16 protein-coding genes and 1 riboswitch are annotated in these 22,486 nt (G+C 55.0%); of the genes, 3 read left to right on the top strand and 13 right to left on the bottom strand.

Annotated features, from left to right (window positions below; all coding sequences use genetic code 11):
- Positions 1 to 5: 5 nt before the first annotated feature.
- Positions 6 to 2,384, bottom strand: a complete 2,379-nt coding sequence (lptD, locus tag IAE30_RS06090; RefSeq protein ID WP_038649118.1) for an LPS assembly protein LptD — start codon at positions 2,382 to 2,384, stop codon at positions 6 to 8.
- 181 nt (positions 2,385 to 2,565) lie between these two features.
- Here lptD and djlA point away from each other — a divergent pair, with 181 nt between their 5' ends.
- Positions 2,566 to 3,378 (top strand): co-chaperone DjlA, encoded by an 813-nt coding sequence (gene djlA, locus IAE30_RS06085; RefSeq protein ID WP_034826068.1) that lies wholly within the window; start codon positions 2,566 to 2,568, stop codon positions 3,376 to 3,378.
- A 66-nt stretch (positions 3,379 to 3,444) separates the two neighbouring features.
- Here the strand turns inward: djlA and rluA are convergent, their stop codons facing one another.
- From rluA to polB, 3 genes are all read right to left on the bottom strand, one after another.
- Entirely contained in the window at positions 3,445 to 4,104 is a 660-nt protein-coding gene (gene rluA / locus IAE30_RS06080) for a bifunctional tRNA pseudouridine(32) synthase/23S rRNA pseudouridine(746) synthase RluA (RefSeq protein ID WP_045816732.1), read from the bottom strand.
- A gap of 20 nt (positions 4,105 to 4,124) precedes the next feature.
- The gene (rapA, locus tag IAE30_RS06075; RefSeq protein ID WP_038649113.1) at positions 4,125 to 7,031 is read right to left on the bottom strand and encodes an RNA polymerase-associated protein RapA; all 2,907 of its coding nucleotides are present in this window, start codon (positions 7,029 to 7,031) and stop codon (positions 4,125 to 4,127) included.
- Between the two features lie 152 nt (positions 7,032 to 7,183).
- Positions 7,184 to 9,544: a DNA polymerase II gene (gene polB / locus IAE30_RS06070; RefSeq protein ID WP_200678541.1), complete on the bottom strand. Its 2,361-nt coding sequence runs from the start codon at positions 9,542 to 9,544 to the stop codon at positions 7,184 to 7,186.
- Positions 9,545 to 9,710: 166 nt separating this feature from the next.
- Between polB and IAE30_RS06065 the strand changes: the two genes are divergently transcribed.
- Positions 9,711 to 10,475, top strand: a complete 765-nt coding sequence (locus IAE30_RS06065) for a DedA family protein (RefSeq protein ID WP_200537420.1) — start codon at positions 9,711 to 9,713, stop codon at positions 10,473 to 10,475.
- Here IAE30_RS06065 and thiQ read toward each other — a convergent pair.
- From thiQ to sgrR, 4 genes are all read right to left on the bottom strand, one after another.
- Positions 10,472 to 11,173 carry a thiamine ABC transporter ATP-binding protein ThiQ gene (gene thiQ / locus IAE30_RS06060; RefSeq protein ID WP_200678538.1) on the bottom strand — a complete coding sequence of 234 codons (702 nt, stop codon included), beginning with the start codon at positions 11,171 to 11,173 and terminating at the stop codon, positions 10,472 to 10,474. The two genes, IAE30_RS06065 and thiQ, sit on opposite strands and share 4 nt — an antisense overlap.
- The gene (gene thiP, locus IAE30_RS06055; RefSeq protein ID WP_200678536.1) at positions 11,157 to 12,743 is read right to left on the bottom strand and encodes a thiamine/thiamine pyrophosphate ABC transporter permease ThiP; all 1,587 of its coding nucleotides are present in this window, start codon (positions 12,741 to 12,743) and stop codon (positions 11,157 to 11,159) included. The genes thiQ and thiP overlap by 17 nt, the downstream gene beginning before the upstream one ends.
- Positions 12,743 to 13,729, bottom strand: a complete 987-nt coding sequence (thiB, locus tag IAE30_RS06050) for a thiamine ABC transporter substrate binding subunit (RefSeq protein ID WP_200678534.1) — start codon at positions 13,727 to 13,729, stop codon at positions 12,743 to 12,745. The genes thiP and thiB overlap by 1 nt, the downstream gene beginning before the upstream one ends.
- 47 nt (positions 13,730 to 13,776) lie before the next feature.
- Positions 13,777 to 13,871, bottom strand: a riboswitch (TPP riboswitch).
- Between the two features lie 35 nt (positions 13,872 to 13,906).
- Entirely contained in the window at positions 13,907 to 15,568 is a 1,662-nt protein-coding gene (sgrR, locus tag IAE30_RS06045) for an HTH-type transcriptional regulator SgrR (protein WP_200678532.1), read from the bottom strand.
- Between the two features lie 253 nt (positions 15,569 to 15,821).
- Here sgrR and IAE30_RS06040 point away from each other — a divergent pair, with 253 nt between their 5' ends.
- Positions 15,822 to 17,003, top strand: a complete 1,182-nt coding sequence (locus IAE30_RS06040) for an MFS transporter (RefSeq protein WP_200678530.1) — start codon at positions 15,822 to 15,824, stop codon at positions 17,001 to 17,003.
- A gap of 83 nt (positions 17,004 to 17,086) precedes the next feature.
- Here the strand turns inward: IAE30_RS06040 and leuD are convergent, their stop codons facing one another.
- The 5 genes from leuD to leuL form a co-directional block, all read right to left on the bottom strand.
- Positions 17,087 to 17,692 (bottom strand): 3-isopropylmalate dehydratase small subunit, encoded by a 606-nt coding sequence (leuD, locus tag IAE30_RS06035; protein ID WP_038649091.1) that lies wholly within the window; start codon positions 17,690 to 17,692, stop codon positions 17,087 to 17,089.
- A 3-nt stretch (positions 17,693 to 17,695) separates the two neighbouring features.
- Positions 17,696 to 19,153: a 3-isopropylmalate dehydratase large subunit gene (gene leuC, locus IAE30_RS06030; protein ID WP_370585485.1), complete on the bottom strand. Its 1,458-nt coding sequence runs from the start codon at positions 19,151 to 19,153 to the stop codon at positions 17,696 to 17,698.
- Positions 19,107 to 20,198 carry a 3-isopropylmalate dehydrogenase gene (gene leuB / locus IAE30_RS06025; protein WP_200678528.1) on the bottom strand — a complete coding sequence of 364 codons (1,092 nt, stop codon included), beginning with the start codon at positions 20,196 to 20,198 and terminating at the stop codon, positions 19,107 to 19,109. The genes leuC and leuB overlap by 47 nt, the downstream gene beginning before the upstream one ends.
- Before the next feature lie 2 nt (positions 20,199 to 20,200).
- Positions 20,201 to 21,763: a 2-isopropylmalate synthase gene (gene leuA, locus IAE30_RS06020; protein ID WP_038649086.1), complete on the bottom strand. Its 1,563-nt coding sequence runs from the start codon at positions 21,761 to 21,763 to the stop codon at positions 20,201 to 20,203.
- Positions 21,764 to 21,861: 98 nt separating this feature from the next.
- Complete coding sequence (gene leuL, locus IAE30_RS30410) at positions 21,862 to 21,945, bottom strand: leu operon leader peptide (protein ID WP_101749442.1); 84 nt, start codon at positions 21,943 to 21,945, stop codon at positions 21,862 to 21,864.
- Positions 21,946 to 22,486 lie beyond the last annotated feature (541 nt).

Here is a 22,486-nt window from a genome sequence, read left to right as displayed (position 1 = left end):
CAACATCAGAAAGCGCGCTGGTAAGGGATGATGCCCTGACGCAGCATTTCATTGGTGCCTAAGCCATAGTTAGAACTCAGACCACGTAGCTCAATGTTGAATGAGATTTGGTTGTCGTACTTACTGTCGTTGTTTTCCCAGCCGTTGATCTTGCGCTCGTAACCCAGACGAATGGCGTAGCAGCACGAGCTGTACTGCAGGCCTACCAGTTGTTCAGCCGGACGACTGTTGCGGGTATCGTAGTAATAACCGCCGACCAGTGACCAGGCATCAGCAATTGGCCAGCTCGCGGTCGCACCGACTTGTGAAATCCCGTTTTTGTAGATCGGGTTCGTCAGCAAGCTGGCGTTGTTCAACGCTTGTGCCACATATTCCGGGCTGCTGTAACGGTAGCTCAGCTGCACCATCCGATCCGCATCCTGACGGTATTCCAGGATAGCGTTGCCCTGGGCGACGTTATCGAGGCGGGTGTCATACTGCAGTCCGCCGCGTGCGCCCCAGCGATCGCTGATTTTCCAGTAGGTGTCACCCGCCCACACCAGGCTGCCGGTGTCATCATCATCATTTGTCTGGTTTACGCCGGTACGAGACGGGGTAAACGAGTAGATTTGACCTACAGAAACGTTAAAACGTTCAACCAGATCGTTATCATAAATTCGCGTGGTCACGCCGGTTGAGACTTCGTTAGCCGATGCGATGCGATCCAGGCCGCTATAAGTACGATCGCGGAACAGACCGGTGTAGTCGGTTTGCAGCAGAGTCGAGTCGTACGGATAGATATTGCTCTGGTTACGGTACGGGACATACAGGTACTGCACACGCGGTTCCAGCGTTTGCGTGTAACCCGGCTCCCAATCCATATCGCGGTCAAATATCAGACGGCCATCCACTTTGAACTGTGGCAGAGTGCGGTTGACGGAGCTATCTAATTGGTTACCGTTGCTGGAAATATTAGAGATTTCGTTATTGTTATAACGATCAATATTGTCCTGCTGATAGTGCGTAGCGAGGAATTTTGCTTCGGTATCCAGGCTGGCCCAGCCATTAGACAGCGGTAAGTTTAATGTTGGCTCAATGTGAAGACGCGTTGCTTCAGGCATTTTGCTATTCACGTTAGTGAATTTCACTGCCTGCGCGTAGATGTGGCCATCAAATGGTCCAATATCGTTCTGATAGGCGTTCAGGTCGAGCTGTGGCATGGCACGATAGACGTTAGTCGAATCTGTGTTACCAAATACCTGGAAATCTTTTGTCGACAGCGTGGCGTCCCAGTTGGTATCCGCGTAGCCAAAACTGAATTTCTGCGTCGCATAACCATCAGTGGAGTTGTAGTACTTCGAGTCGAGATCGTTGAAATAATACGGGTCGCTGACCTTGGTGTAGTTGGCGTTGAAGCGCCAGTGTTGCTCGTAAACGCCAGCATGCTGCCAGTAGAACAGCCAACGGTCAGAGTTATCATTTTCGGCGATGCCACGCACCGCTTTGTCGTTATCGTACTGCTTATCGGAAGGCAGATAATCCAGTTCCATCAAACCGGCACCAAACACGGTCAGATAGCGGAATTCGTTCTGCAATTGCAGACCACGTTTGCTCATGTAATGCGGCGTAATCGTGGCATCGGCCTGCGGCGCGATGTTCCAGTAATACGGCAGCATAAATTCGAAGCCGTTATTACTACCGTACTTGGCATTCGGGATCAGGAAACCGGAGCGACGGCGATCGCCAATCGGTAACTGCATATAAGGGCTGTAAAATACTGGCACATTGCCGAGTTTAAAGCGTGCGTTCCAAATCTCCGCCACTTCTTCCTGGCGGTCCTGGATCACTTCGGAACCGACGACGCTCCAGCTGTTGGAACCCGGCAAACAGGAGGTAAAGCTGCCGTTTTCCAGAATGGTATAACGGTTATTGCCGCGCAGTTTCATCTGATCTGCGACGCCACGGCCCTGACGGCCCACCATCTGGTAATCACCGTTCCACACGTTGGTGTCTTTGGTGTTCAGATTGGACCAGGCTTTCGGACCTTTCAGGATGACCTGGTTGTCGTCATAGTGCACATTACCCAGCGCATCCACGGTGCGCACTGGCGTTGTCTGTCCATCCTGCTGACGCTGATGCAGTTGCATTTCATCGGCACGTAAGCGGCTATTGCCCTGCTGCACATCAACATTGCCCGTGAATACCGCGTCATTCGGGTAGTTACCCTTGGCCGAGTCAGAGTTGATGGTGACAGGCAGCGAATTGGTGTCGCCGCTGACCAGCGGACGGTTGTAGCTCGGCACGCCCAGCATACATTGCGACATCAGATCGTCGGCGAATGACTGCTGACTGTAGAGCGCTGCACCAATCATGGTTGCCAGCAGGGTAGGTATCTGTTTTTTCATACGCGGTTCGGGATTTCCATGAGAACGGGCATCATGCCGACAATCGGCTCAGAGACTAACTTACTGCCCGGCGTTGTGCCAGTGTTAATCCTTGTCTGATCGCGTTGCTGTTAGGCACTGAAGTAAATGAAAGGTATGATAATGCAATTTTCAGCCGCAAGCATGGCGAATTGAGGAGTTTATGCGCTACTGGGGAAAAGTTATTGGTCTGGCTCTCGGCTTACTTTCCGGAGCAGGCTTCTGGGGCATTGTACTGGGTCTGATCATTGGTCATATGTTTGACAAAGTGCGCAGCGTAAAAGGACAGGGCTATTTCGCCAATAATCAGGCGCGACAGACGCTGTTTTTCAGTACCACTTTTCAGGTGATGGGTCATTTGACCAAGTCAAAAGGGCGCGTCACCGAGGCAGATATCCAGATTGCCTCCTTATTTATGGATCGTATGCAATTGCATGGCGATGCCCGCACGGCAGCGCAGCGCGCTTTCCGCGAAGGGAAGCAAAGTGACTATCCGCTGCGAAATAAGTTGCGTGAACTGCGCAGTGCCTGCTTTGGCCGTTTTGATCTGATTCGGATGTTTCTGGAAATTCAGATTCAGGCGGCATTTGCTGATGGTTCGCTGCATCCCAATGAACGCCAGGTGCTGTATGTGATTGCGGAAGAGCTGGGCATCTCGCGGGCACAGTTCGATCAGTTCCTGCGCATGATGGAAGGTGGGCAACAATTTGGTGGCGGTGGCTCCTCATATGGCGGTGCTTATCAACAGGCGAAACGCGGACCGACGCTGGATGATGCCTGTAGTGTGCTGGGTGTAAAAAGCAGTGACGACAGCACTACGATTAAACGAGCCTACCGCAAGCTGATGAGTGAGCACCATCCGGACAAACTGGTGGCGAAAGGGTTACCGCCAGAAATGATGGAGATGGCAAAGCAGAAGGCTCAGGAAATTCAGGCCGCTTACGATTTGATTCGTAAAGAGAAGGGATTTAAATAGTCTGAGACATTGAGCGTAAATTGAAAGGGCCGTCATGACTGACGGCCCTTTTTTATGACCTGCAGATTAAAAATCTGCTGGCTGCTTAAACGTCATGCTATTGCCAAACGCCGGATGGGTAATGGTTAATGACTCCGCGTGCAGTTGCAGACGCGGCGCCATTGCCAGCGCTTCTTCATGAGCATAAAAGCGGTCGCCCAAAATCGGGTGACCCAGCGCCAGTAGATGCACGCGCAGCTGATGCGAGCGCCCGGTAATCGGCTTGAGCAGCACTCGCGCACTATGGCTGGCTTCGTACTCCAGCACCTGATATTCCGTCTGCGCCGCTTTGCCGTTCTCGAAGCACACCATTTGCTTCGGGCGATTGGGCCAGTCGCAAATCAGCGGCAGATCGATCAATCCTTCTTCCGCGGCTGGATGACCCCAAACGCGCGCCACATAGTACTTTGACGGCTCACGCTCGCGGAACTGCCGCTTCAACTCGCGCTCTGCGGCTTTATTCAGTGCCACCACGATCACCCCGCTGGTCGCCATATCCAGTCGATGCACCGATTCCGCCTGGGGGAAATCACGTTGAATACGCGTCATCACGCTATCTTTGTGCTCCTCCAGCCGGCCCGGCACCGACAACAACCCGCTTGGCTTGTTGACCACCATAATGTGCTCGTCCTGATACAGAATATGTAGCCAGGGTTCGAGCGGCGGATTGTAGGCTTCCATCAACATGTCGTAGTGGCCTTCAGCAATTATTGGTGCGTAACAACGATCAGACGCAGCGCGTCCAGACGCCAGCCCGCATCACCGAGGCTTGCCAGCACCTGTTCGCGATTGCTTTCCAGCGCTTCAACTTCATCATCGCGGATGTTGGGGTTGACCGCTCGCAGCGCTTCAAGACGTGACAACTCGGCACTCAGCTTCTCATCCGCCTCAACTTTCGCCGCTGCGATGATCGCCTGTGCTTCCGGAATCACCACTTTTTCGGCCTGCGTCAGAATCTCGTGCACTTCCTGCTGCACTGCGTTAACCAGTTTGCTACCGGTATGGCGATTCACGGCATTTAACTGGCGGTTAAAGCTCTCAAACTCCACTTTGCCTGCCAGGTTGTTGCCAGCACGATCCATCAGCAAACGCACCGGCGTTGGCGGCAGGAAGCGAGTGAGTTGCAGGCTTTTCGGTGCCTGCGCTTCAACCACATAGACCATCTCAACCAGCAGCGTACCTACCGGCAGCGCTTTGTTTTTCAACAGTGATAATGCACAGCTGCCGGTATCGCCGGACAGGATCAAATCGAGACCATTACGGATCAGCGGATGTTCCCAGGTGATGAATTGGGTATCTTCACGCGATAGCGCCTGGTTGCGGTTGAAAGTCACGGTGCAGCCGTCTTCCGGCAAACCTGGGAAATCCGGCACCAGCATATGATCGGATGGCGTCAGCACGATCAGGCTGTCACTGCGATCTTCCTGATTGATACCGACGATATCGAACAGATTCAGTGCGAAGTTGACCAGATCAGTGTCGTTATCCTGTTCACCAATCGCATTCGCCAGCGCTTGCGCCGCTTCGCCGCCGTTGGAGTTCAGCTCAAGCAAACGGTCACGACCCTGTTCCAACTGCGATTTCAGCGTGTCGTGCTGTTTGCGGCTCTCTGCAATGAACTCATCCAGCCCTTGCGGGTTCTCTGGCGCGGCGAGGTATTCAATCAGCTTGCTGTATTCGCTGTCATAGATGGTGCGGCCAGTCGGGCAGGTATGTTCAAACGCATCCAGGCCTTCGTGATACCAGCGCAGCAGCACCGCCTGAGCGGTTTTTTCCAGCCACGGCACCAGAATCTGGATGTCGTGCATCTGGCCAATACGGTCAAGACGGCCAATACGCTGTTCCAGCAGATCCGGGTTAAACGGCAGGTCGAACATCACCAGGCGGCTGGCGAACTGGAAGTTGCGGCCTTCAGAACCGATCTCCGAGCACAGCAGCACCTGCGCACCTTCTTCTTCTGAAGCGAAAAATGCCGCAGCACGGTCACGCTCCAGAATGGATAATCCTTCGTGGAACACCGCGGCACGAATACCTTCGCGCTCACGCAGCACCTGTTCCAGTTGCAGCGCAGTGGCGGCCTGAGCGCAAATCACCAGCACTTTCTCTTTACGGTTGCTGGTCAGGTAGCCCATCAGCCACTCTACGCGCGGGTCGAAGTTCCACCAGGTACCGCTATCACCTTCAAATTCCTGATAAATTTTTTCCGGATACAGCATGTCACGTGCGCGTTCTTCTGCGCTCTTGCGCGTGCCCATAATACCGGAAACTTTAATCGCGGTTTGATACTGCGCGGGCAGTGGCAAACGAATCTGGTGCAGCTCGCGTTTCGGGAAGCCCTTCACGCCGTTACGGGTGTTACGGAACAGCACGCGGCTGGTGCCGTGGCGATCCATCAACATCGAGACCAGCTCTTTGCGCGCATCTTCTTTGCCATCACGATCGCTGTTCGCCACCTGCAGCAGCGGCTCGATGTCCTGCTCGCCGATCAGGTCATTGATCAGGTTCATCTCTTCTTTGGTGATCGCCTGATCGGCCAGCAATGAGCTGACGGCATCAGCCACCGGGCGATAATTCTGCTGCTCAGCCACAAACTGGCTGAAGTCGTGGAAGCGGTTTGGATCGAGCAGACGTAAACGGGCAAAGTGACTTTCCAGGCCCAGCTGTTCCGGCGTTGCCGTCAGCAGCAATACGCCAGGCGTTTTTTCCGCCAGCTGTTCAATTACCTGATATTCACGGCTGGGTGCCTCTTCGCTCCAGGCCAGATGGTGAGCTTCATCGACCACCAGTAAATCCCAGTCGGCATCAGCGAGTAATTCCAAACGCTGCTTATTGCGACGCACGAAGTCTAGCGAGCAGATAATTAACTGCTCGGTTTCGAAGGCGTTATCACTGTCATGCTGGGCTTCGGTGTAGCGGTCGTCATCAAACAGGGCAAAGCGCAGGTTGAAGCGGCGCAACATCTCTACCAGCCACTGGTGCTGGAGCGTTTCCGGCACCACGATCAGTACGCGATCGGCACGACCAGCCAGCAGCTGTTGCTGAATGATCATCCCGGCTTCAATGGTTTTGCCCAGGCCCACTTCATCCGCCAGCAACACGCGTGGCGCATGACGGCGGCCGACATCATGGGCGATATGCAGCTGATGCGGAATCAGGTTGGTGCGCATGCCACGCAGACCGCTGATCGGCAGGCGATACTGCTCGCTCTGGTATTTACGCGCACGGAAGCGCAGGGAGAAACGGTCCATACGGTCGAGCTGACCGGCGAACAGGCGATCCTGAGGCTTACTGAATACCAGTTTGCTGTCCAGCATCACTTCGCGCATCACCACGCCGCTTTCTTCGGTGTCGAGACGCGTGCCGATGTAAGTCATTAATTCGTTATCGTTGCGGACTTCATCGACGCTCATCTGCCAACCTTCGTGGTTGGTGATGGTGTCGCCCGGATTGAAAATCACACGGGTGACGGGAGCATCATTACGGGCATACAGGCGGTTTTCGCCGGTTGCCGGGAACATCATGGTGATCATGCGGGTATCAATCGCCACCACCGTTCCTAATCCCAGTTCACTTTCCGTATCACTAATCCAGCGCTGACCCAGTGTAAAAACCATATATTTTTAGCTCGACTCTCTGACATGCCATAAAGAAGTTCACCTGCACTCAGGCAATACAACACCGCCAAACATGAGTTTGGTCAGGGTGTCTATGCGGTGAGAAACAGGAAGGGCGCTATGGTACTGGATGGCAGGGCATTCGTCACCTGTCAAAAAAGCCCCAGCTGCCCGGTGATAAGTGTAGCAAAGTCATCGCCAACGAAAGGTAAAATTCCATCTGCCACCGGTTGTAACTGCCTGGTGACGTAGTGATCGTAGTCGAGCGGCGTGGTGCGCGCTTCCAGCGGTTCCGGGCCAGCGGTCGCCATCACATAGCGTATGGACCCGCCATTTTGGTGCTGCAGCGGACGCTGTAATTTCCGATTTTGCTCATCGGCGAGGCGCGCGGCGCGCACATGGGGTGGCACGTTTTTTTCGTAATCTTTTAACGGGCGGCGCAGACGCTTTTTATAGACCAGTAATTCGTCCAGTTCGCCTGCCAGCAACTGGGCCACGGTCTCGCGGATATAATCCTGCCACGGTTCGCCACGGAAAATTCGGCCATACAGATTTTGCTGGAACTGCTGCGCCAGCGGCGTCCAGTCGGTGCGCACCGACTCCAGCCCTTTAAACACCAACCGCTCTGTTCCGTCGCTGCGAATCATCCCGGCGTAACGCTTTTTACTGCCCTGCTCGGCACCGCGAATGGTCGGCATCAGGAAGCGACTGAAATGGGTTTCGTACTCTAATTCCAGTGCGCTCTCTAGCCCGTAAGTCTGCTGCAGATGTTGCTGCCACCACGCATTGACCTGTTTAGCCAGACGATGACCAATGGCGGCGGCTTCTGCCTCGCTGTGCGCGCCTTTGAGCCAGACAAAGGTCGAGTCGGTATCGCCGTAGATCACATCGAAACCTTCCGCTTCAATCAGCTCGCGTGTTTGCTGCATGATGGCGTGGCCACGCAGGGTAATAGAAGACGCAAGACGTGGATCAAAGAAGCGACAGGCGCTGGTGCCCAGCACGCCGTAAAAGGCATTCATGATGATTTTCAGTGCCTGTGACAAAGGTTGATTGCCGTCGCGTTTCGCTGCTTCACGCCCTTGCCAAATCTGCTCCACAATCGCTGGCAGGCAATGGGTTTGGCGTGAGAAGCGCGCATGACGGAAGCCGGGCACGGAATCGGCATCGTCTGGATGCGCCAGCCCCTCCACCAGACCGACGGGATCGATCAGGAAGGTGCGAATAATGGAGGGATAAAGGCTTTTGTAATCGAGCACCAGCACCGAATCATACAGTCCGGGCCGTGAGTCCATCACATAACCGCCGGGGCTGGCTTCGGGGGCGACTTCACCGAGGTTAGGTGCCACGAATCCTGCACGATGCATGCGCGGAATATAAAGATGACCAAAAGCCGCCACCGAACCGCCGTGACGATCGACCGCCAGGCCGTTCACCGTGGCGCGCTCCAGCAAAAATGGCATGATGGCGGTGTGCTGGAAAATGCGCGTCACCAGCTCGCAGTCTTTTAGGTTGTACTTCGCCAGCGCGGGTTTGTCATGGGCAAAGCGCCAGTTGATCTCTTCCATGCGCTGCCACGGGTTGTCGATGTCTTTTCCTTCGCCGAGGAGCTGGCGTGACACCGCCTCAAGACTGAAAGAGGGAAAATCCCAGAACGCGGATTTCAGCGCTTCAATGCCATCGATCACTAATCGTCCTGTGGCTTGTGCGAAGAATACCCCAGGTTTAAAACCGTGCTCACGCCACTCCAGCGCCTGGTTCTGGCGGCCCAGGCGCAGCGGGATGCTGTAGCGGTCGGCGTGTTTTTGCAGGACGCGCAGATCGAACTGCACTACGCTCCAGCCGATGATCACATCAGGATCGTGGCGAGCGAACCAGGCATTGAGCTGCTTCAGCAACTGCGGGCGGCTATCCACATAGATGAGATCGAAATCGAGCGTGCTGGCATCGCCATTGGGCGGACCCAGCATGTAAACCTGGCGCTGACCGCAGCCCTCCAGCCCGATGCAATACAGCTCACCGTGTTCCGTGGTTTCAATATCCAGCGAAACCCATCTTAGCTGCGGGCGATAATCTGGATGCGGTTTCAGACGAGCATTGACCACGCTATCGCCGCGCACCTCGCCGCTAAACCACACTGGTGCCGTGATGAAACGCTCCATCAAATAGCGCTCTGGCGGGCGGATATCGGCTTCATACAGCGCGATGCCATTTTCCCGCAGCCGCTTTTCCAGGTTTTGCAGCTGGCGGTGGCTGCGGCAATAAAGACCAAACACCGGACGACGGCGGAAATCTTTCAGTTTGAGCGATTGCACACGGGTATGCCGCTCGCCTCGGATCAACGTTTCGGTTTGCTGACGGAATTCTTCTGGAATGAAAGCCACGGACTCCTGTGCCGGTAGCACCAGCCGCTGTGGACCCTCATCAGTCGCCAGCCACAGCACCACTTCGCTGCCGGTTGGGGTATCTCGCCAGTGGCGGGTAAGCAGAAAACCTGCACGCGGTTCGGTCACGTTAACTCCGGGAAATGAATTGCCTGAAGTATATCATGGATGTTTATACAGTGCCTGCGTGTGGCGATAGTGTCAGCACTCTGTCAACATCGTTCTACAATTCTTGCCTTGACGGTTCGGCGCTGGCTCCGGACAATCCAGCCTCTATATTCCGCAGAGGATAGTTATGGAAGCCTGGATTCAACATCTGTTTTCGCAATCGCTGGAGTACGCGCTGATGGCCGTGGCGCTGGTGACCTTCCTTGAGTCGCTGGCGTTCGTGGGATTGCTGTTGCCAGGAACCGTATTAATGGCCAGTCTTGGGGCGCTGGTGGGCAGCGGACAAATTGGCCTTTATCCTGCCTGGGCGGCGGGTTTTGCCGGTTGCCTGATTGGCGACTGGGTCTCGTATGGCATCGGCTGGAAGTTCCAGGGGCCATTACACCGCTGGAAATATCTGAAAAAGTATCAGGGCCTGCTGGATAAAACCGAGCACGCGCTGCATGAACACAGCATGTTTACGATTTTGGTGGGGCGCTTCGTCGGCCCGACGCGGCCGTTGATTCCATTGGCGGCGGGCATGCTGGAGCTGCCGGTGCGCAAATTCCTGCCGCCCAATTTGATTGGCTGTATTCTCTGGCCCCCGGCTTATCTGATGCCGGGTATCCTCGCCGGTGTGGCGATTGATGTACCGCAGGCCGCGCAAGGCGGCAATTTTAAGTGGCTGCTGTTGCTGGTGGCGTTGCTGGTGTGGATGGGCTGCTGGCTGATGTGGCGCTGGTGGCGCAGTGGCAAAACCACTGACTGGGCAACGAAATATCTGCCGCAGGCGCGCTTGCGCTGGCTGGCACCGCTGGCCGCTGTTATCGGCGTGGCCGCATTTATCGCCATTCAGTATCACCCGATGATGCCCATCTTCCGCCATCTGTTGTGGAAGGTGTTCTTCGCTTAAGGCTTTTTCACGCCAAGGATGGCAGCCGCTTCACTCTCTCCACTGATCAAGCTCGCCGTGCTGCCATCCCAATAAATCCGACCATCAACCACCACCAGACTGCGCGGCGCAATTTGCTGAGCGTCTTCCAGGCTATGCGACACCATCAGCAAAGTAATGTTGCGGCTTTCGCACACCGAACGCACCAGTTGCAGCATCTCACCGCGCAGCGCCGGATCGAGCGCAGAGAAGGGTTCATCCAGTAGCAGGATTGGCCGATCGCGCAACAGGCAGCGTGCTAAGGCTACACGCTGGCGTTGACCACCAGAAAGCTCCGCGGGCAAGCGGTTCAGCATCTCCGCTAATCCGGTCTGCTCAGCGATGGTGGCCAGTTGTTGTTGCTGTTCCCTCGTCAGTTTCAAGCCCGGATGCAAACCTAACCCCATATTTTGCTGCACTGTCAGGTGCGGGAAGAGATTGTTCTCCTGGAACAGCATCGACACTGGCCGTGCAGAGGGCACGCTGCGCGTGTGATCGACGCTATTCATCATCAGGGTTCCCTGGCTCACTGGCAAAAAACCACCGATCAGACTGAGCAAGGTGCTTTTGCCTGCGCCGCTGGGACCAAGGATTGCCAGACGTTCACCCGCCTGGGCTTCAAAACGGAAGCGCATTGGCAGATGCTGGTAAAGGTAAGTGAGGTTATTCAGTGTCAGCATGGCGACCCGGCAGTTTTTCCATCAGGGTAAAGAGTAATAGGCACAGCAGTAACAGCAGCAGTGCCGTCACGGCACCGTCCGCGCCGCGGTAAGCGCCAATTTGCTGGAACAGATAGAATGGCAGCGTACGGAAATCGGCGCTGCCAAACAGTGCCACCACGCCGAAATCACCAATCGACAGTACGCAGGCAAACGCCAGCGCTTGCGCAATGGGCCGCTTCAGCGCGCGCAGTTCAATCAGTTTCAGGCGATGAATACCAGCAATGCCCAATGAGGCGCAGAGCGGGCTGTAGCAAGCGCTGATATCGCGCATCGGGTTTTCCAGCACTTTCATCGCATAGGGGATGGCAATCAGCGCATTGGTGAAGATCACTAAGCCATCGGCACGCTGCGGCAGGCCGATGGTGGCGTTGAACAGCAGGAAAAAGCCGCTGGCCAGCACGATGCCTGGCATCGCCAGAATCAGCATGCCGCTCAGTTCCATCGCCTGTGCCGCCATGTTGCGCTGGCGCTGCCGTAGCTCACGGCTGCTCCATAGCAACATCATCGTCAGTACCACGCACAGCAATCCGGCGCCGAGGGCGATGCGCAGTGAGGTGAAGGTCGCTTGCCATAACGCGGGTTGTTGCAGCGCACCTGCAACACCACCGCGCAAGCCATCAACGATCACCGCAGCGAGCGGCGGCAGTAACAGCAGTAGCGCACAGACAATCAGTAGCGTGTCGCCGATCCGGGCATGCCAGCAATCCTGGGGATCGCGCCAGCCTCGAATATTTTGGCTGCCGGTGGGGATGGCTTTACTGAAGCGCTGGCTTAACAGCACCAGCAGCAGACAACAGCCAAGCTGTAACAGTGCCAGCAGGGCTGCACGGCTGGGATCGTAATCAAAGCTCAGCGCCTGATAGATGGCCAGTTCCAGCGTGGTGGCGCGCGGTCCACCGCCCAGTGCCAGCACGGTGGCAAAGCTGGCGAAGCACAGCATAAAAATCAGTGCGGCGGTGGGCAGAATCTGGCGTCGCAGCCATGGCCACTCGACGAAACGAAACTGGTTCCAGCCGCGCAAGCCAAGCTGGGCGGCTAACTGACGCTGCTCGCCGGGAATACTTTCCAGCGCCTGCAACAGCATGCGGGTAGCGAGCGGCAGATTGAAGAACACGTGTGCCAGCAGAATGCCCTGCAGGCCATAGGGTGAGAAGTGGTAGTCGAGTCCTGCTATGGCGCAGAGTTGTGCCAGCCAGCCGCTGCGACCGTAGACACTGAGCAAGCCAAATACCGCAACCAAAACCGGCAAGACCAGCGTCATGGCGCACAGACGCAGCAGCAGCGTGCGCCCTGGAAAGCGACGGCGATACAGCGCGCGTGCCAGCAGAATTGATGGCAGCACCGAGAACAATGCGGACAGCAGTGCCTGCTCAAACGAAAACGCCAGCACGTGATGCAGATAGCTGTCAGTGAGCAAGGCGCGCCAGTCAGTGACGGGCGCGGCCAGCGTTAAGGCACCAAACGCCAGCAGTGCCACTGCGCACAATAGCAGCGCAACGGCACTTCCAGGAATTAACCAGGCTGGCATTAACGGCTAACGGCTTGTTGCCAGGTGCGAATCCAGTCAGCGCGATGATCGGCCACTTCGGCTGAGCGATATTGCAGCGCATTTGCCGGAACGGTCAGCGACTGATAACCCGCAGGCAGATCGCTTTTGATCACCGGATACATCCAGTTGCCAGTCGGAATAGTCTGCTGGAAGGCTGGCGACACCATAAATTGCATAAACTGCTGCGCCAGTTTCGGCTGTTTGCTGCTAGCGAGCTGAGCAGCCACTTCCACTTGCAGATAATGGCCTTCGCTAAACGGCGCAGCGGCGTAGTTATCTTTCTTCTCTTCAATGATGTGATAAGCGGGAGAGGTGGTGTAACTCAGCACCAGATCGCCTTCGCCTTTCAGGAACAGGCCATAGGCTTCGCTCCAGCCCTTAGTGACGGTGACCGTTTTCTGTGCCAGCTTCTGCCAGGCGTCAGGTGCTTTATCGCCATACACTTTTTGCATCCACAGCAGCAGGCCTAATCCCGGTGTGCTGGTACGTGGATCTTCATAGATCACGCGCCACTTTTCCGGGCTTTCGACCAGTTCTTTCAGGCTTTTCGGTGGGTTCTTCAGCTTGTTTTTATCGTAGACGAAGGCGAAGTAGCCGTAATCAAACGGAATGAAGGTGTCGTTATGCCAGCTATCAGGTAGTTGCAACTTACTGGTGTCGACGGTGCTTTTCGCGAACAGGCCGGTTTTTTCGGCGGCTTGCACGAGGTTGTTATCGAGGCCCAGCACCACATCGGCTTTACTGTTTTTGCCTTCCATCCGCACGCGGTTAAGCAGCGACACGCCATCTTCCAGCGCCACATAGTTCAGTTCGCAGCCGCACTCGGCTTCAAAGGCTTTTTTGACGGCAGGGCCGGGGCCCCAATCTGCAGAGAACGAGTCGTAGGTGTAAACAGTAAGAACAGGCTTGGCAGCTAACACCGGGGCAGAGACCAACAGCAACATGGGCAAGACTTTGTTTAACACTTTGCGCTCCTTGAGGAGAAGATAAGGTTGAGTCGCAAAGGATCTGAGTTATCGCTCATCTCAAATCCCTACGCCGGTATGAGCCGGATCAGGTTCGACGGGTTTCTCTCAGCCCAAAACCAGGGCACCCCGTTGAGAACGGCTTATTTTAGACACTTCTGTGACAGCGCGAAAGTGTCACAGCTCCGGTGGCGCAAACCAGGCCGATTTAAAGTCAAACCAGCCGAGCGTGTTGAGCCGCACACCGCGCATACTGCGCTGGCCTTCCAGCAGTAACCAGTGATGGAAGAGCGGATGAACAAAGTCGCTGTTCACCAACTGTTTGCTCCACTCGGCCAGCGGCAAGGCTTTCTGTCGCCACTGTTGTGCATCTGCGTGCCAGTCAATCGGAACGCAGTGATGCATGAGCGGCAATTCGTAGAGCTGCGCAAACAGTGCGTAGTCGAGCGGCAGAGTGAAGTTGACGCTGCCGAGCCAGATGTCACTCTCTCCTTCACCTTCGAACCATGCTTCATAACTCAGCTCGCGCGTGATCAGTTCGACACCCTGTTCAGCCAGCAACGGGCGCAGGGCGTTAGCAATACCTTCATGCTCAACATGATGGCTATACCAGCTGATGGTCAGTTGCGTTAGCCCATCGGGCTTTTCGGCCGGGGTGAGATCGCGGCGATGGTGCCAGCGCGGTAAGAAACCGTATGCCGGGAACCAGTAGCGCTGATAGCCCACACCCGCATGGTTGAGCAGGGCAATCGGATTGAGTAGATAGCTCACCCAGCGGCGAAAATGGCTATCCTTACCACGCTCTGAGCGCTGGTCGAACAGCAGGAAATAGCAGCCTTCTTCCAGACGGCTCTCTTCTGACTTCTCATCGGCGGTTTCCCCCTGCAGCTTCACGCCGGCATACACCAGCTCGTCGCTGATTTCCGGCAGCACCCAAATCGACACGTCATCAATCAGCGCGCGATAGCCAAAATAGTCATCAAAGGCGGCAATTTTCAGCTGCGTCTGCTGATTGCGCACCACACTGTAGGGGCCAGTGCCGATGGGTTGACGGGCAAAATGGCGCAACGTCGGCCACTCACGTGGCAGGATCATGGCGCTGACGCTGGCCAGCAGCCAGGGCAGCCAGTCATCAGGCTGCGCCAGATGAATATCCAGTGTCCAGGGCGCGGGAGAGTGCAGTTTATCGATATGTGAGAACAGCGGCTGACTGCGTACACGTTCCAGTGAGGCGATGATGTCTTCCATCTCCAGTTCGCGGCCGTGGTGGAAGCGAATCGCGGGTCGTAAAAAGAAACGCCAGTGGAGCGGGGAGGTTTGTTGCCAGTGGTGGGCGATATCCGCTTCGATTTCCCCCTTTTCCTCATTTATTCGCGTCAGGCCGTTAAAGATTTGTCGCGCCAGATGAGTTTCCGAACGACGCAGCGGCGAGCCAGGCAGCAGATTGGGCAGCGGGCGGTAATAGAGCACGCGCAGGATATGCTTGCCCTGGCGGAAACTGCGCCCGAGATGGGCCGCAATCATCTGCCGCACCTGATTCTTATCGCCCACCAGTTGCACCAACTGTTCGATGCGGTCCTGCTCCAGTAAATCTTCCGCGCGCTGTTGCTGCAGTGCTAAGCCGGTGTAATTGAAGCTCAGACTAGAACGCTTGCCGCGCCCGGCTTCTGCCTGCCAAATCAGCCAGCCCGCATCCTGCATGGCATTTAGCAGATTGCGCATATGGCGTCGCGAACAGTGCAGCCGTTCAGCCAGATCGCTTAAGGTGGTTTCCTGGTCCACTCCCTGGCAGCTTTGCCATAGGCGGATGAACTGCTGTTGCAGTCGCGCAGAGGACATAAAAGGGGAACTCCTTCTCAGAATCGCTCAGTTTTTCCTGCCCCATATTAGAGGCATACTGCCAGGTAATGGAAGAGCGGGAGGCATTCAGCAATGAATGGCGCTCTGCCAGCGGTTCCGCCGACGTGGAGCCTTTTCTGAGTAGGGTGCATTTCACCGCCAGCAGCGTTTTCTCTGCTGGCTTTTTTCGTTTTGCTGTGAAATCTTCTACCCTCTTTGTCTTAGCCTCATTTCTCCGCAAAGGGATTTCTGCATGAAATCGCTGTTAACGCGCCAGCGTCGTCTCAACCCGGTTTATCTCTCTTTTATGGCGGTGTCGTTTATGAGCGGCGTCGCCGGTGCTCTACAGGCGCCCACGCTCAGTTTATTTTTGACGCGGGAAGTGCAGGTGCGACCGTTTTGGGTTGGGCTGTTTTTTACTATTAACGCGATTGCTGGGATCGTGATTAGCCTCCTAATGGCGAAGCGTTCGGACAATCGTGGCGATCGTCGCAATCTGATTCTATTTTGCTGTCTGATGGCGGTACTGAATGCGCTGCTGTTTGCCTTTAATCGCCATTACCTGACGCTGATCAGCGTGGGGGTGTTGCTATCGGCACTGGCCAGCGTGGCAATACCGCAGATATTTGCGCTGGCACGGGAATATGCCGATCAGTCGGCGCGTGAAGTGGTGATGTTCAGCTCAGTGATGCGTGCGCAACTGTCGCTGGCGTGGGTGATTGGCCCGCCGCTGTCGTTCGCCTTAGCCCTCAATTATGGCTTCGTGACGCTGTTCTGCGTAGCGGCGGCGATCTTCCTGCTCAGTATGCTGTTGATTTGGCGTACTCTGCCATCGGTACCGCGCGTGGCCGCGACGCCAGAGCAGGTATTGAACCAGCTCAGCCCATGGAAAGATAGCCAGGTGCGGATGCTGTTTATCGCCTCCGTGGTGATGTGGGCGTGCAACACCATGTATATCATCGACATGCCGCTGTATATCAGCTCAACGCTGGGGCTGCCGGAAAAGTTGGCGGGATTATTGATGGGGACGGCGGCAGGGCTGGAGATTCCTATCATGCTGCTGGCTGGGCACTATGCCAAACGCTTTGGTAAGCGCAAGTTGGTGCTGCTAGCGCTAGTGGCGGCGATCCTGTTCTATCTCGGACTGGTGTTGTTCAAGTCGCGCACGGCATTGATGGTGCTGCAGCTGTTCAACGCGGCGTTTATCGGCATCGTCGCCGGGATTGGCATGTTGTGGTTTCAGGATCTCATGCCGGGACGCGCGGGCGCGGCGACCACGATGTTTACCACCTCGATATCGACCGGTTTGATTATTGCGGGATTGATACAGGGCACGCTGAGCGAGCGCTTTGGCCATGAGTCGGTGTATTGGCTGGCATTAGCGATGGCGGTTGTGGCGCTGGGGCTGGCGTCGCGCGTGCGTGATGCCCAATAAATAAAAAGTCGCCAGCAAAGGCGACTTGATAGACATTCAGGGCGAATCTTTTCGGTACGCATTGAAGCGCACCGAAAAGGGCATTACCGCAGGAATGCTGGCTGAGTGGTCTCGTAGTTGGAGATGGACGCTTCGTGTTGCAGCGTTAAACCAATGCTGTCGAGACCGTTAATCATGCAGTGACGGCGGAAGCTGTCGATTTCAAAGCTGTAAGACTTATCACCCGCCGTGACGGTCTGCGCTTCCAGATCCACGGTAAAGGTCACGCCTGGCTGCGCGGCCACCAGTTTGAACATCTCATCCACTTCTTCATCGCTCAATTTCACCGGCAGCAACTGGTTGTTGAAGCTGTTGCCATAGAAAATATCCGCGAAGCTTGGTGCAATCACCACATGGAAACCGAAGTCGGTCAGCGCCCACGGTGCGTGCTCACGTGATGAGCCGCAGCCGAAGTTTTCACGCGCCAGCAAAATGCTGGTGCCTTTAAATTCCGGCTTGTTCAGCACGAAACCTGGGGTTGGCACGGTGCCCGCATCATCTTCAAAACGCCAGTCGTGGAACAGGTGCGCACCAAAACCGGTGCGCGTCACTTTTTGCAGGAACTGCTTTGGAATGATGGCATCGGTATCGACGTTTGCGGCATCCAGTGGCGCTACAATGCCAGTGTGTTGAGTAAATTTGTTCGCCATGGCTTAAGCTCCCTGAGTCAATTCACGAATGTCGGCAAAACGACCGGTTACTGCTGCCGCTGCAGCCATCGCCGGGCTCACTAAGTGAGTGCGACCGCCACGGCCCTGACGACCTTCAAAGTTACGGTTACTGGTGGAGGCACAACGCTCGCCTGGGTTCAGACGGTCATTGTTCATCGCCAGACACATGGAGCAACCCGGCAGACGCCATTCAAAACCCGCTTCCAGGAAGATTTTGTCCAGACCTTCGGCTTCGGCTTGTGCCTTCACTGGGCCTGAGCCAGGGACGACCATGGCAACAACGCCAGGTGCGACTTTACGGCCTTTAGCGATGGCTGCCGCTGCGCGCAAATCTTCAATTCGTGAGTTGGTGCAGGAGCCGATAAAGACTTTGTCGATAGCGACTTCAGTCAGTTTGATACCCGGCTGTAAATCCATGTACGCCAAGGCTTTCTCGGCAGAAGCACGCTCAACCGGATCGGCAAAGGACTGAGGATTTGGGATCGCCTGATCAACCGCCATCACCTGGCCTGGGTTGGTGCCCCAGGTCACCTGCGGAGCAATATCGGCCGCGTTCAAAGTGACAATGGTGTCAAATTTGGCATCGCTGTCGGACTTCATCGTACGCCAGTAAGCGACGGCTTCATCCCACTGCTCGCCTTTCGGTGCGAACTGTTTGTCTTTCAGGTAAGCGAAAGTGGTGTCATCCGGTGCGACCAGACCCGCTTTCGCACCCATTTCAATCGCCATGTTACACAGCGTCATACGGCCTTCCATGCTCAGCGCTTCAATCGCTGGGCCACAGAATTCGACAACGTGACCGGTACCGCCGGCGCTGCCGGTTTTACCGATAATCGCCAACACGATATCTTTGGCCGTAATGCCTGGTGCCGCTTCACCCAGCACTTCAATCTTCATGGTTTTGGCACGGCCCTGCTTCAGGGTCTGGGTGGCAAACACGTGTTCAACTTCGGAGGTACCGATACCGAATGCCAGCGAGCCGAATGCGCCGTGGGTTGCGGTATGGGAATCGCCGCAGACGATGGTCATGCCCGGCAGTGTCATCCCTTGTTCAGGTCCGATAACGTGCACGATGCCCTGGAACGGGTGATTCAGGTCATACAGCTGAATGCCGAACTCAGCACAGTTCTTGATCAGCTCCTGCATCTGAATACGCGCCATCTCACCCGACGCGTTAATGTCTTTGGTCTGGGTAGAAACGTTGTGGTCCATGGTGGCGAACGTCTTCGACGGCTGGCGCACTTTGCGGCCGTGCGCGCGCAGGCCATCGAAGGCCTGCGGTGACGTCACTTCATGGATCAGATGGCGATCGATGTACAATAACGGGGTTTCATTAGGTGCTTCGTGGACGACATGTGCATCAAATAACTTCTGGTATAAGCTTTTCATTTTATTACTTTTCCTCAGCGATAAAACCGGCAATGATGCTGCCCATTTCATCTGTGCTCACAGCTGGGCCGTTACCGGCTAAATCGCGGGTACGATGGCCCGCTTCCAGCGCACGGCTGACCGCACGCTCGATACTGTCTGCGGCTTCACCTGCATTCAGGCTAAAGCGCAACAGCAGAGACAACGAGAGAATCTGTGCAATCGGGTTGGCAATGTTCTGACCGGCGATATCTGGCGCAGAACCACCCGCAGGCTCATACAAACCGAAACCTTCTTCGTTCATGCTGGCAGAAGGCAGCATGCCCATGGAACCGGTGATCATTGCACATTCGTCTGACAGGATGTCACCGAACAGGTTAGAACAGAGCAGCACGTCAAACTGTGATGGATCTTTAATCAGCTGCATGGTGGCGTTATCGATGTACATGTGGCTCAACTGCACATCCGGATAATCTTTTGCCACTTCGTTGACGATCTCACGCCACATCACAGAAGTTGCCAGCACGTTAGCTTTATCCACTGACGTCACTTTGTTACGACGCTTGCGTGCGGCTTCAAAGGCGTTGCGCGCAATACGCTCGATCTCGAAACGGTGATACACCTCGGTATCAAATGCACGCTCATGCGGACCGCTACCTTCACGACCTTTTGGCTGACCGAAATAGATACCGCCGGTTAATTCACGCACGCACAGAATGTCGAAACCGCGTGCGGCGATGTCGCTGCGCAGTGGGCAAAACGCTTCCAGACCTTTATATAAGGAAGCGGGGCGCAGATTGCTGAACAGCTTAAAGTGTTTACGCAGCGGCAACAGTGCACCACGCTCAGGCTGAACCGCCGGCGGCAGGTGTTCCCATTTTGGACCACCAACAGAGCCGAACAGAATCGCATTGGCTTGCTCAGCACCGGCCACGGTGGCTGGCGGCAGCGGTTCACCGTGACGATCGATGGCGATACCGCCAACATCATATTCGCTGGTGGTGATACGCATGTCGAAGCGTGCGCGAATTGCATCGAGAACTTTGATGGCCTGCGCCATCACTTCCGGGCCGATTCCGTCGCCTGGCATTACCGCAATATGATAAGACTGAGTCATAGTTACACCGTTTCCTTCTGATCTTTAAATTTACGCTGCAATTCTTTTTCTACCTGTTTGGCGCGCCAGATGTTGTTCAGGGCGTTCACCATAGCCTTGGCAGAAGATTCGACGATATCGGTCGCCAGGCCAACGCCATGGAATTTACGACCGTTGTAGTTCACCACGATATCAACCTGGCCCAGCGCGTTCTCGCCGTGGCCTTTTGCCGTCAACTTGTAGTTCACCAGCTCGGCTTCAAAGCCGGTGATGCGGTTGATGGCCTGATACACGGCATCCACCGGGCCGTTACCGGTCGCGGCATCGGCTTTGGTCTCTTCTCCACAGCCCAACTGCACAGACGCGGTAGCAGTCACGCTGGAACCGGTCTGCACATTGAATTCGTTCAGTTGGAAATACTCTGGCTCTTCATTCTGTTTGTTGATGAAGGCCAGCGCTTCCAGGTCGTAATCAAATACCTGGCCTTTCTTATCGGCCAGTTTCAGGAAGGCATCGTACAAAGCATCAACGTTGTAGTCGGAGTCTTTGTAGCCCATCTCTTCCATGCGATGTTTTACCGCAGCGCGGCCTGAACGTGAGGTCAGGTTTAACTGGATTTTATGCAGGCCGATGGATTCCGGGGTCAGGATTTCGTAGTTCTCGCGGTTCTTCAACACGCCATCCTGATGAATACCGGAAGAGTGGGCGAAAGCACCGGTGCCGACGATCGCTTTGTTGGCCGGAATCGGCATGTTGCAGATTTGGCTGATCAACTGGCTGGTGCGGTAGATTTCCTGATGATGAATATTGGTGTGCAGGTTCATGATCTGCTGACGGGTTTTAATCGTCATGATCACTTCTTCCAGTGCACAGTTACCGGCACGTTCACCCAGGCCATTGATGGTGCCTTCAACCTGACGCGCACCCGCTAACACCGCTGCTACGGCATTGCCGGTTGCCATGCCTAAATCATCATGGGTGTGAACGGACAAAATGGCTTTATCGATATTCGGTACGCGTTCGCGCAACTGGCTGAAGATGTTGGCGTACTCGTGCGGTAAGGTGTAGCCGACCGTATCCGGGATGTTGATGGTGGTCGCGCCGGCGTTAATCGCGGCTTCTACCACGCGGCACAGATCGTCAATCGGTGTACGACCGCCGTCTTCGCAAGAGAACTCAACGTCATCGGTGTAGTTGCGGGCACGTTTAATCGAGGCTACCGCGCGGTCAATCACATCAGGCAACGTACTGCGCAATTTGGTGGCGATATGCATTGGCGAAGTGGCGAGGAAAGTATGAATGCGGAATGCTTCAGCCACACGCAAGGCCTCGTAGGCGGCATCAATATCCTTATCCACACAACGAGCCAGGGCGGCAACGCGGCTGTTTTTCACCGAGCGCGCGATGGTCTGCACCGATTCGAAATCGCCAGGCGAAGAGATAGGGAAACCGACTTCCATTACATCCACGCCCATACGCTCCAGCGCCAGGGCGATCTGCAGTTTTTCTTTAACACTCAGGCTGGCCTGTAATGCCTGCTCGCCGTCGCGCAGAGTGGTATCGAAAATAATAACTTGCTGGCTCATGGTCATCTTCCTTTTGCTTTAACTCAACTTCGCCGGTGTAACGAGCATAAAAAAACCCGCGCATCGGCGCGGGTTCTTTAAACTTCTTCAGGTTCGAATCAGTGATTGATTCCACCCACAAGTCTACCGCGCAAACTGAATGCGTTTAGTAGTAGACCGAGTAGGCGGAAAGAATGAAACATGAATCAAACCTCGTAAATTTTGTGCTGCACATATTGATACTGGGATTGCTGCGGGAAGTCAACCCTAAGTGAAAGGGTATTTCTTTTGTCGGTTAAGGGTGATCTGCTGCGAATATCCCGCTATACAGAGCTTTGGCATTAATTAGCTGCATGCATAATGGCTTAAACAGCCTAAAAAATTTTTTATAAAAGTGAATTAATTTTAATGCATTGAATTTAATGGGTTTATCTGGGTTTTCGGTACAATCATAAAAACAAGATTTGGCGGGTTGCTTAGCACAATGTCATGCAAGAAGCGGATTTTAAAGTTAATCACGCCAGAAAGTAATATTCAGGAAAAATTGTGGGCTAACCGGCCAGGCAATATGAAAATCATATTTCTTAGAACACGCTGCAAATAATCATGAAACCAGCATTTTCATCTGTGGTTGTGGGATGGCATTAGTTTAATCCTCGCGAGCGATTATCACGTGTCAGTGCCTTTTGTGCCGAAATAAGCCTGTCGCAGCGTCCTGTCGTTTGCAGGCCGGGTTTTCTGCGG

Origin of the sequence: Pantoea sp. S61 (assembly GCF_016625145.1) — a bacterium.
Lineage (GTDB): Bacteria > Pseudomonadota > Gammaproteobacteria > Enterobacterales > Enterobacteriaceae > Pantoea > Pantoea rwandensis_B.
The sequence above is the reverse complement of the archived record's forward strand: the minus strand, read 5'-3'. Positions and strand labels throughout refer to the sequence as shown.

Bases quoted from the DNA above. Each gene is read 5' to 3' on its own strand.
- leuD (WP_038649091.1), bottom strand. From the start codon at position 17,692: ATGGCGAACAAATTTACTCAACACACTGGCATTGTAGCGCCACTGGAT.
- leuA (WP_038649086.1), bottom strand. From the start codon at position 21,763: ATGAGCCAGCAAGTTATTATTTTCGATACCACTCTGCGCGACGGCGAG.
- IAE30_RS06040 (WP_200678530.1), top strand. From the start codon at position 15,822: ATGAAATCGCTGTTAACGCGCCAGCGTCGTCTCAACCCGGTTTATCTC.
- lptD (WP_038649118.1), bottom strand. From the start codon at position 2,384: ATGAAAAAACAGATACCTACCCTGCTGGCAACCATGATTGGTGCAGCG.
- djlA (WP_034826068.1), top strand. From the start codon at position 2,566: ATGCGCTACTGGGGAAAAGTTATTGGTCTGGCTCTCGGCTTACTTTCC.
- rapA (WP_038649113.1), bottom strand. From the start codon at position 7,031: ATGGTTTTTACACTGGGTCAGCGCTGGATTAGTGATACGGAAAGTGAA.
- leuC (WP_370585485.1), bottom strand. From the start codon at position 19,153: ATGAAATGGGCAGCATCATTGCCGGTTTTATCGCTGAGGAAAAGTAAT.
- thiQ (WP_200678538.1), bottom strand. From the start codon at position 11,173: ATGCTGACACTGAATAACCTCACTTACCTTTACCAGCATCTGCCAATG.
- leuB (WP_200678528.1), bottom strand. From the start codon at position 20,198: ATGACTCAGTCTTATCATATTGCGGTAATGCCAGGCGACGGAATCGGC.
- rluA (WP_045816732.1), bottom strand. From the start codon at position 4,104: ATGTTGATGGAAGCCTACAATCCGCCGCTCGAACCCTGGCTACATATT.
- thiP (WP_200678536.1), bottom strand. From the start codon at position 12,743: ATGCCAGCCTGGTTAATTCCTGGAAGTGCCGTTGCGCTGCTATTGTGC.
- leuL (WP_101749442.1), bottom strand. From the start codon at position 21,945: ATGTTTCATTCTTTCCGCCTACTCGGTCTACTACTAAACGCATTCAGT.
- IAE30_RS06065 (WP_200537420.1), top strand. From the start codon at position 9,711: ATGGAAGCCTGGATTCAACATCTGTTTTCGCAATCGCTGGAGTACGCG.
- sgrR (WP_200678532.1), bottom strand. From the start codon at position 15,568: ATGTCCTCTGCGCGACTGCAACAGCAGTTCATCCGCCTATGGCAAAGC.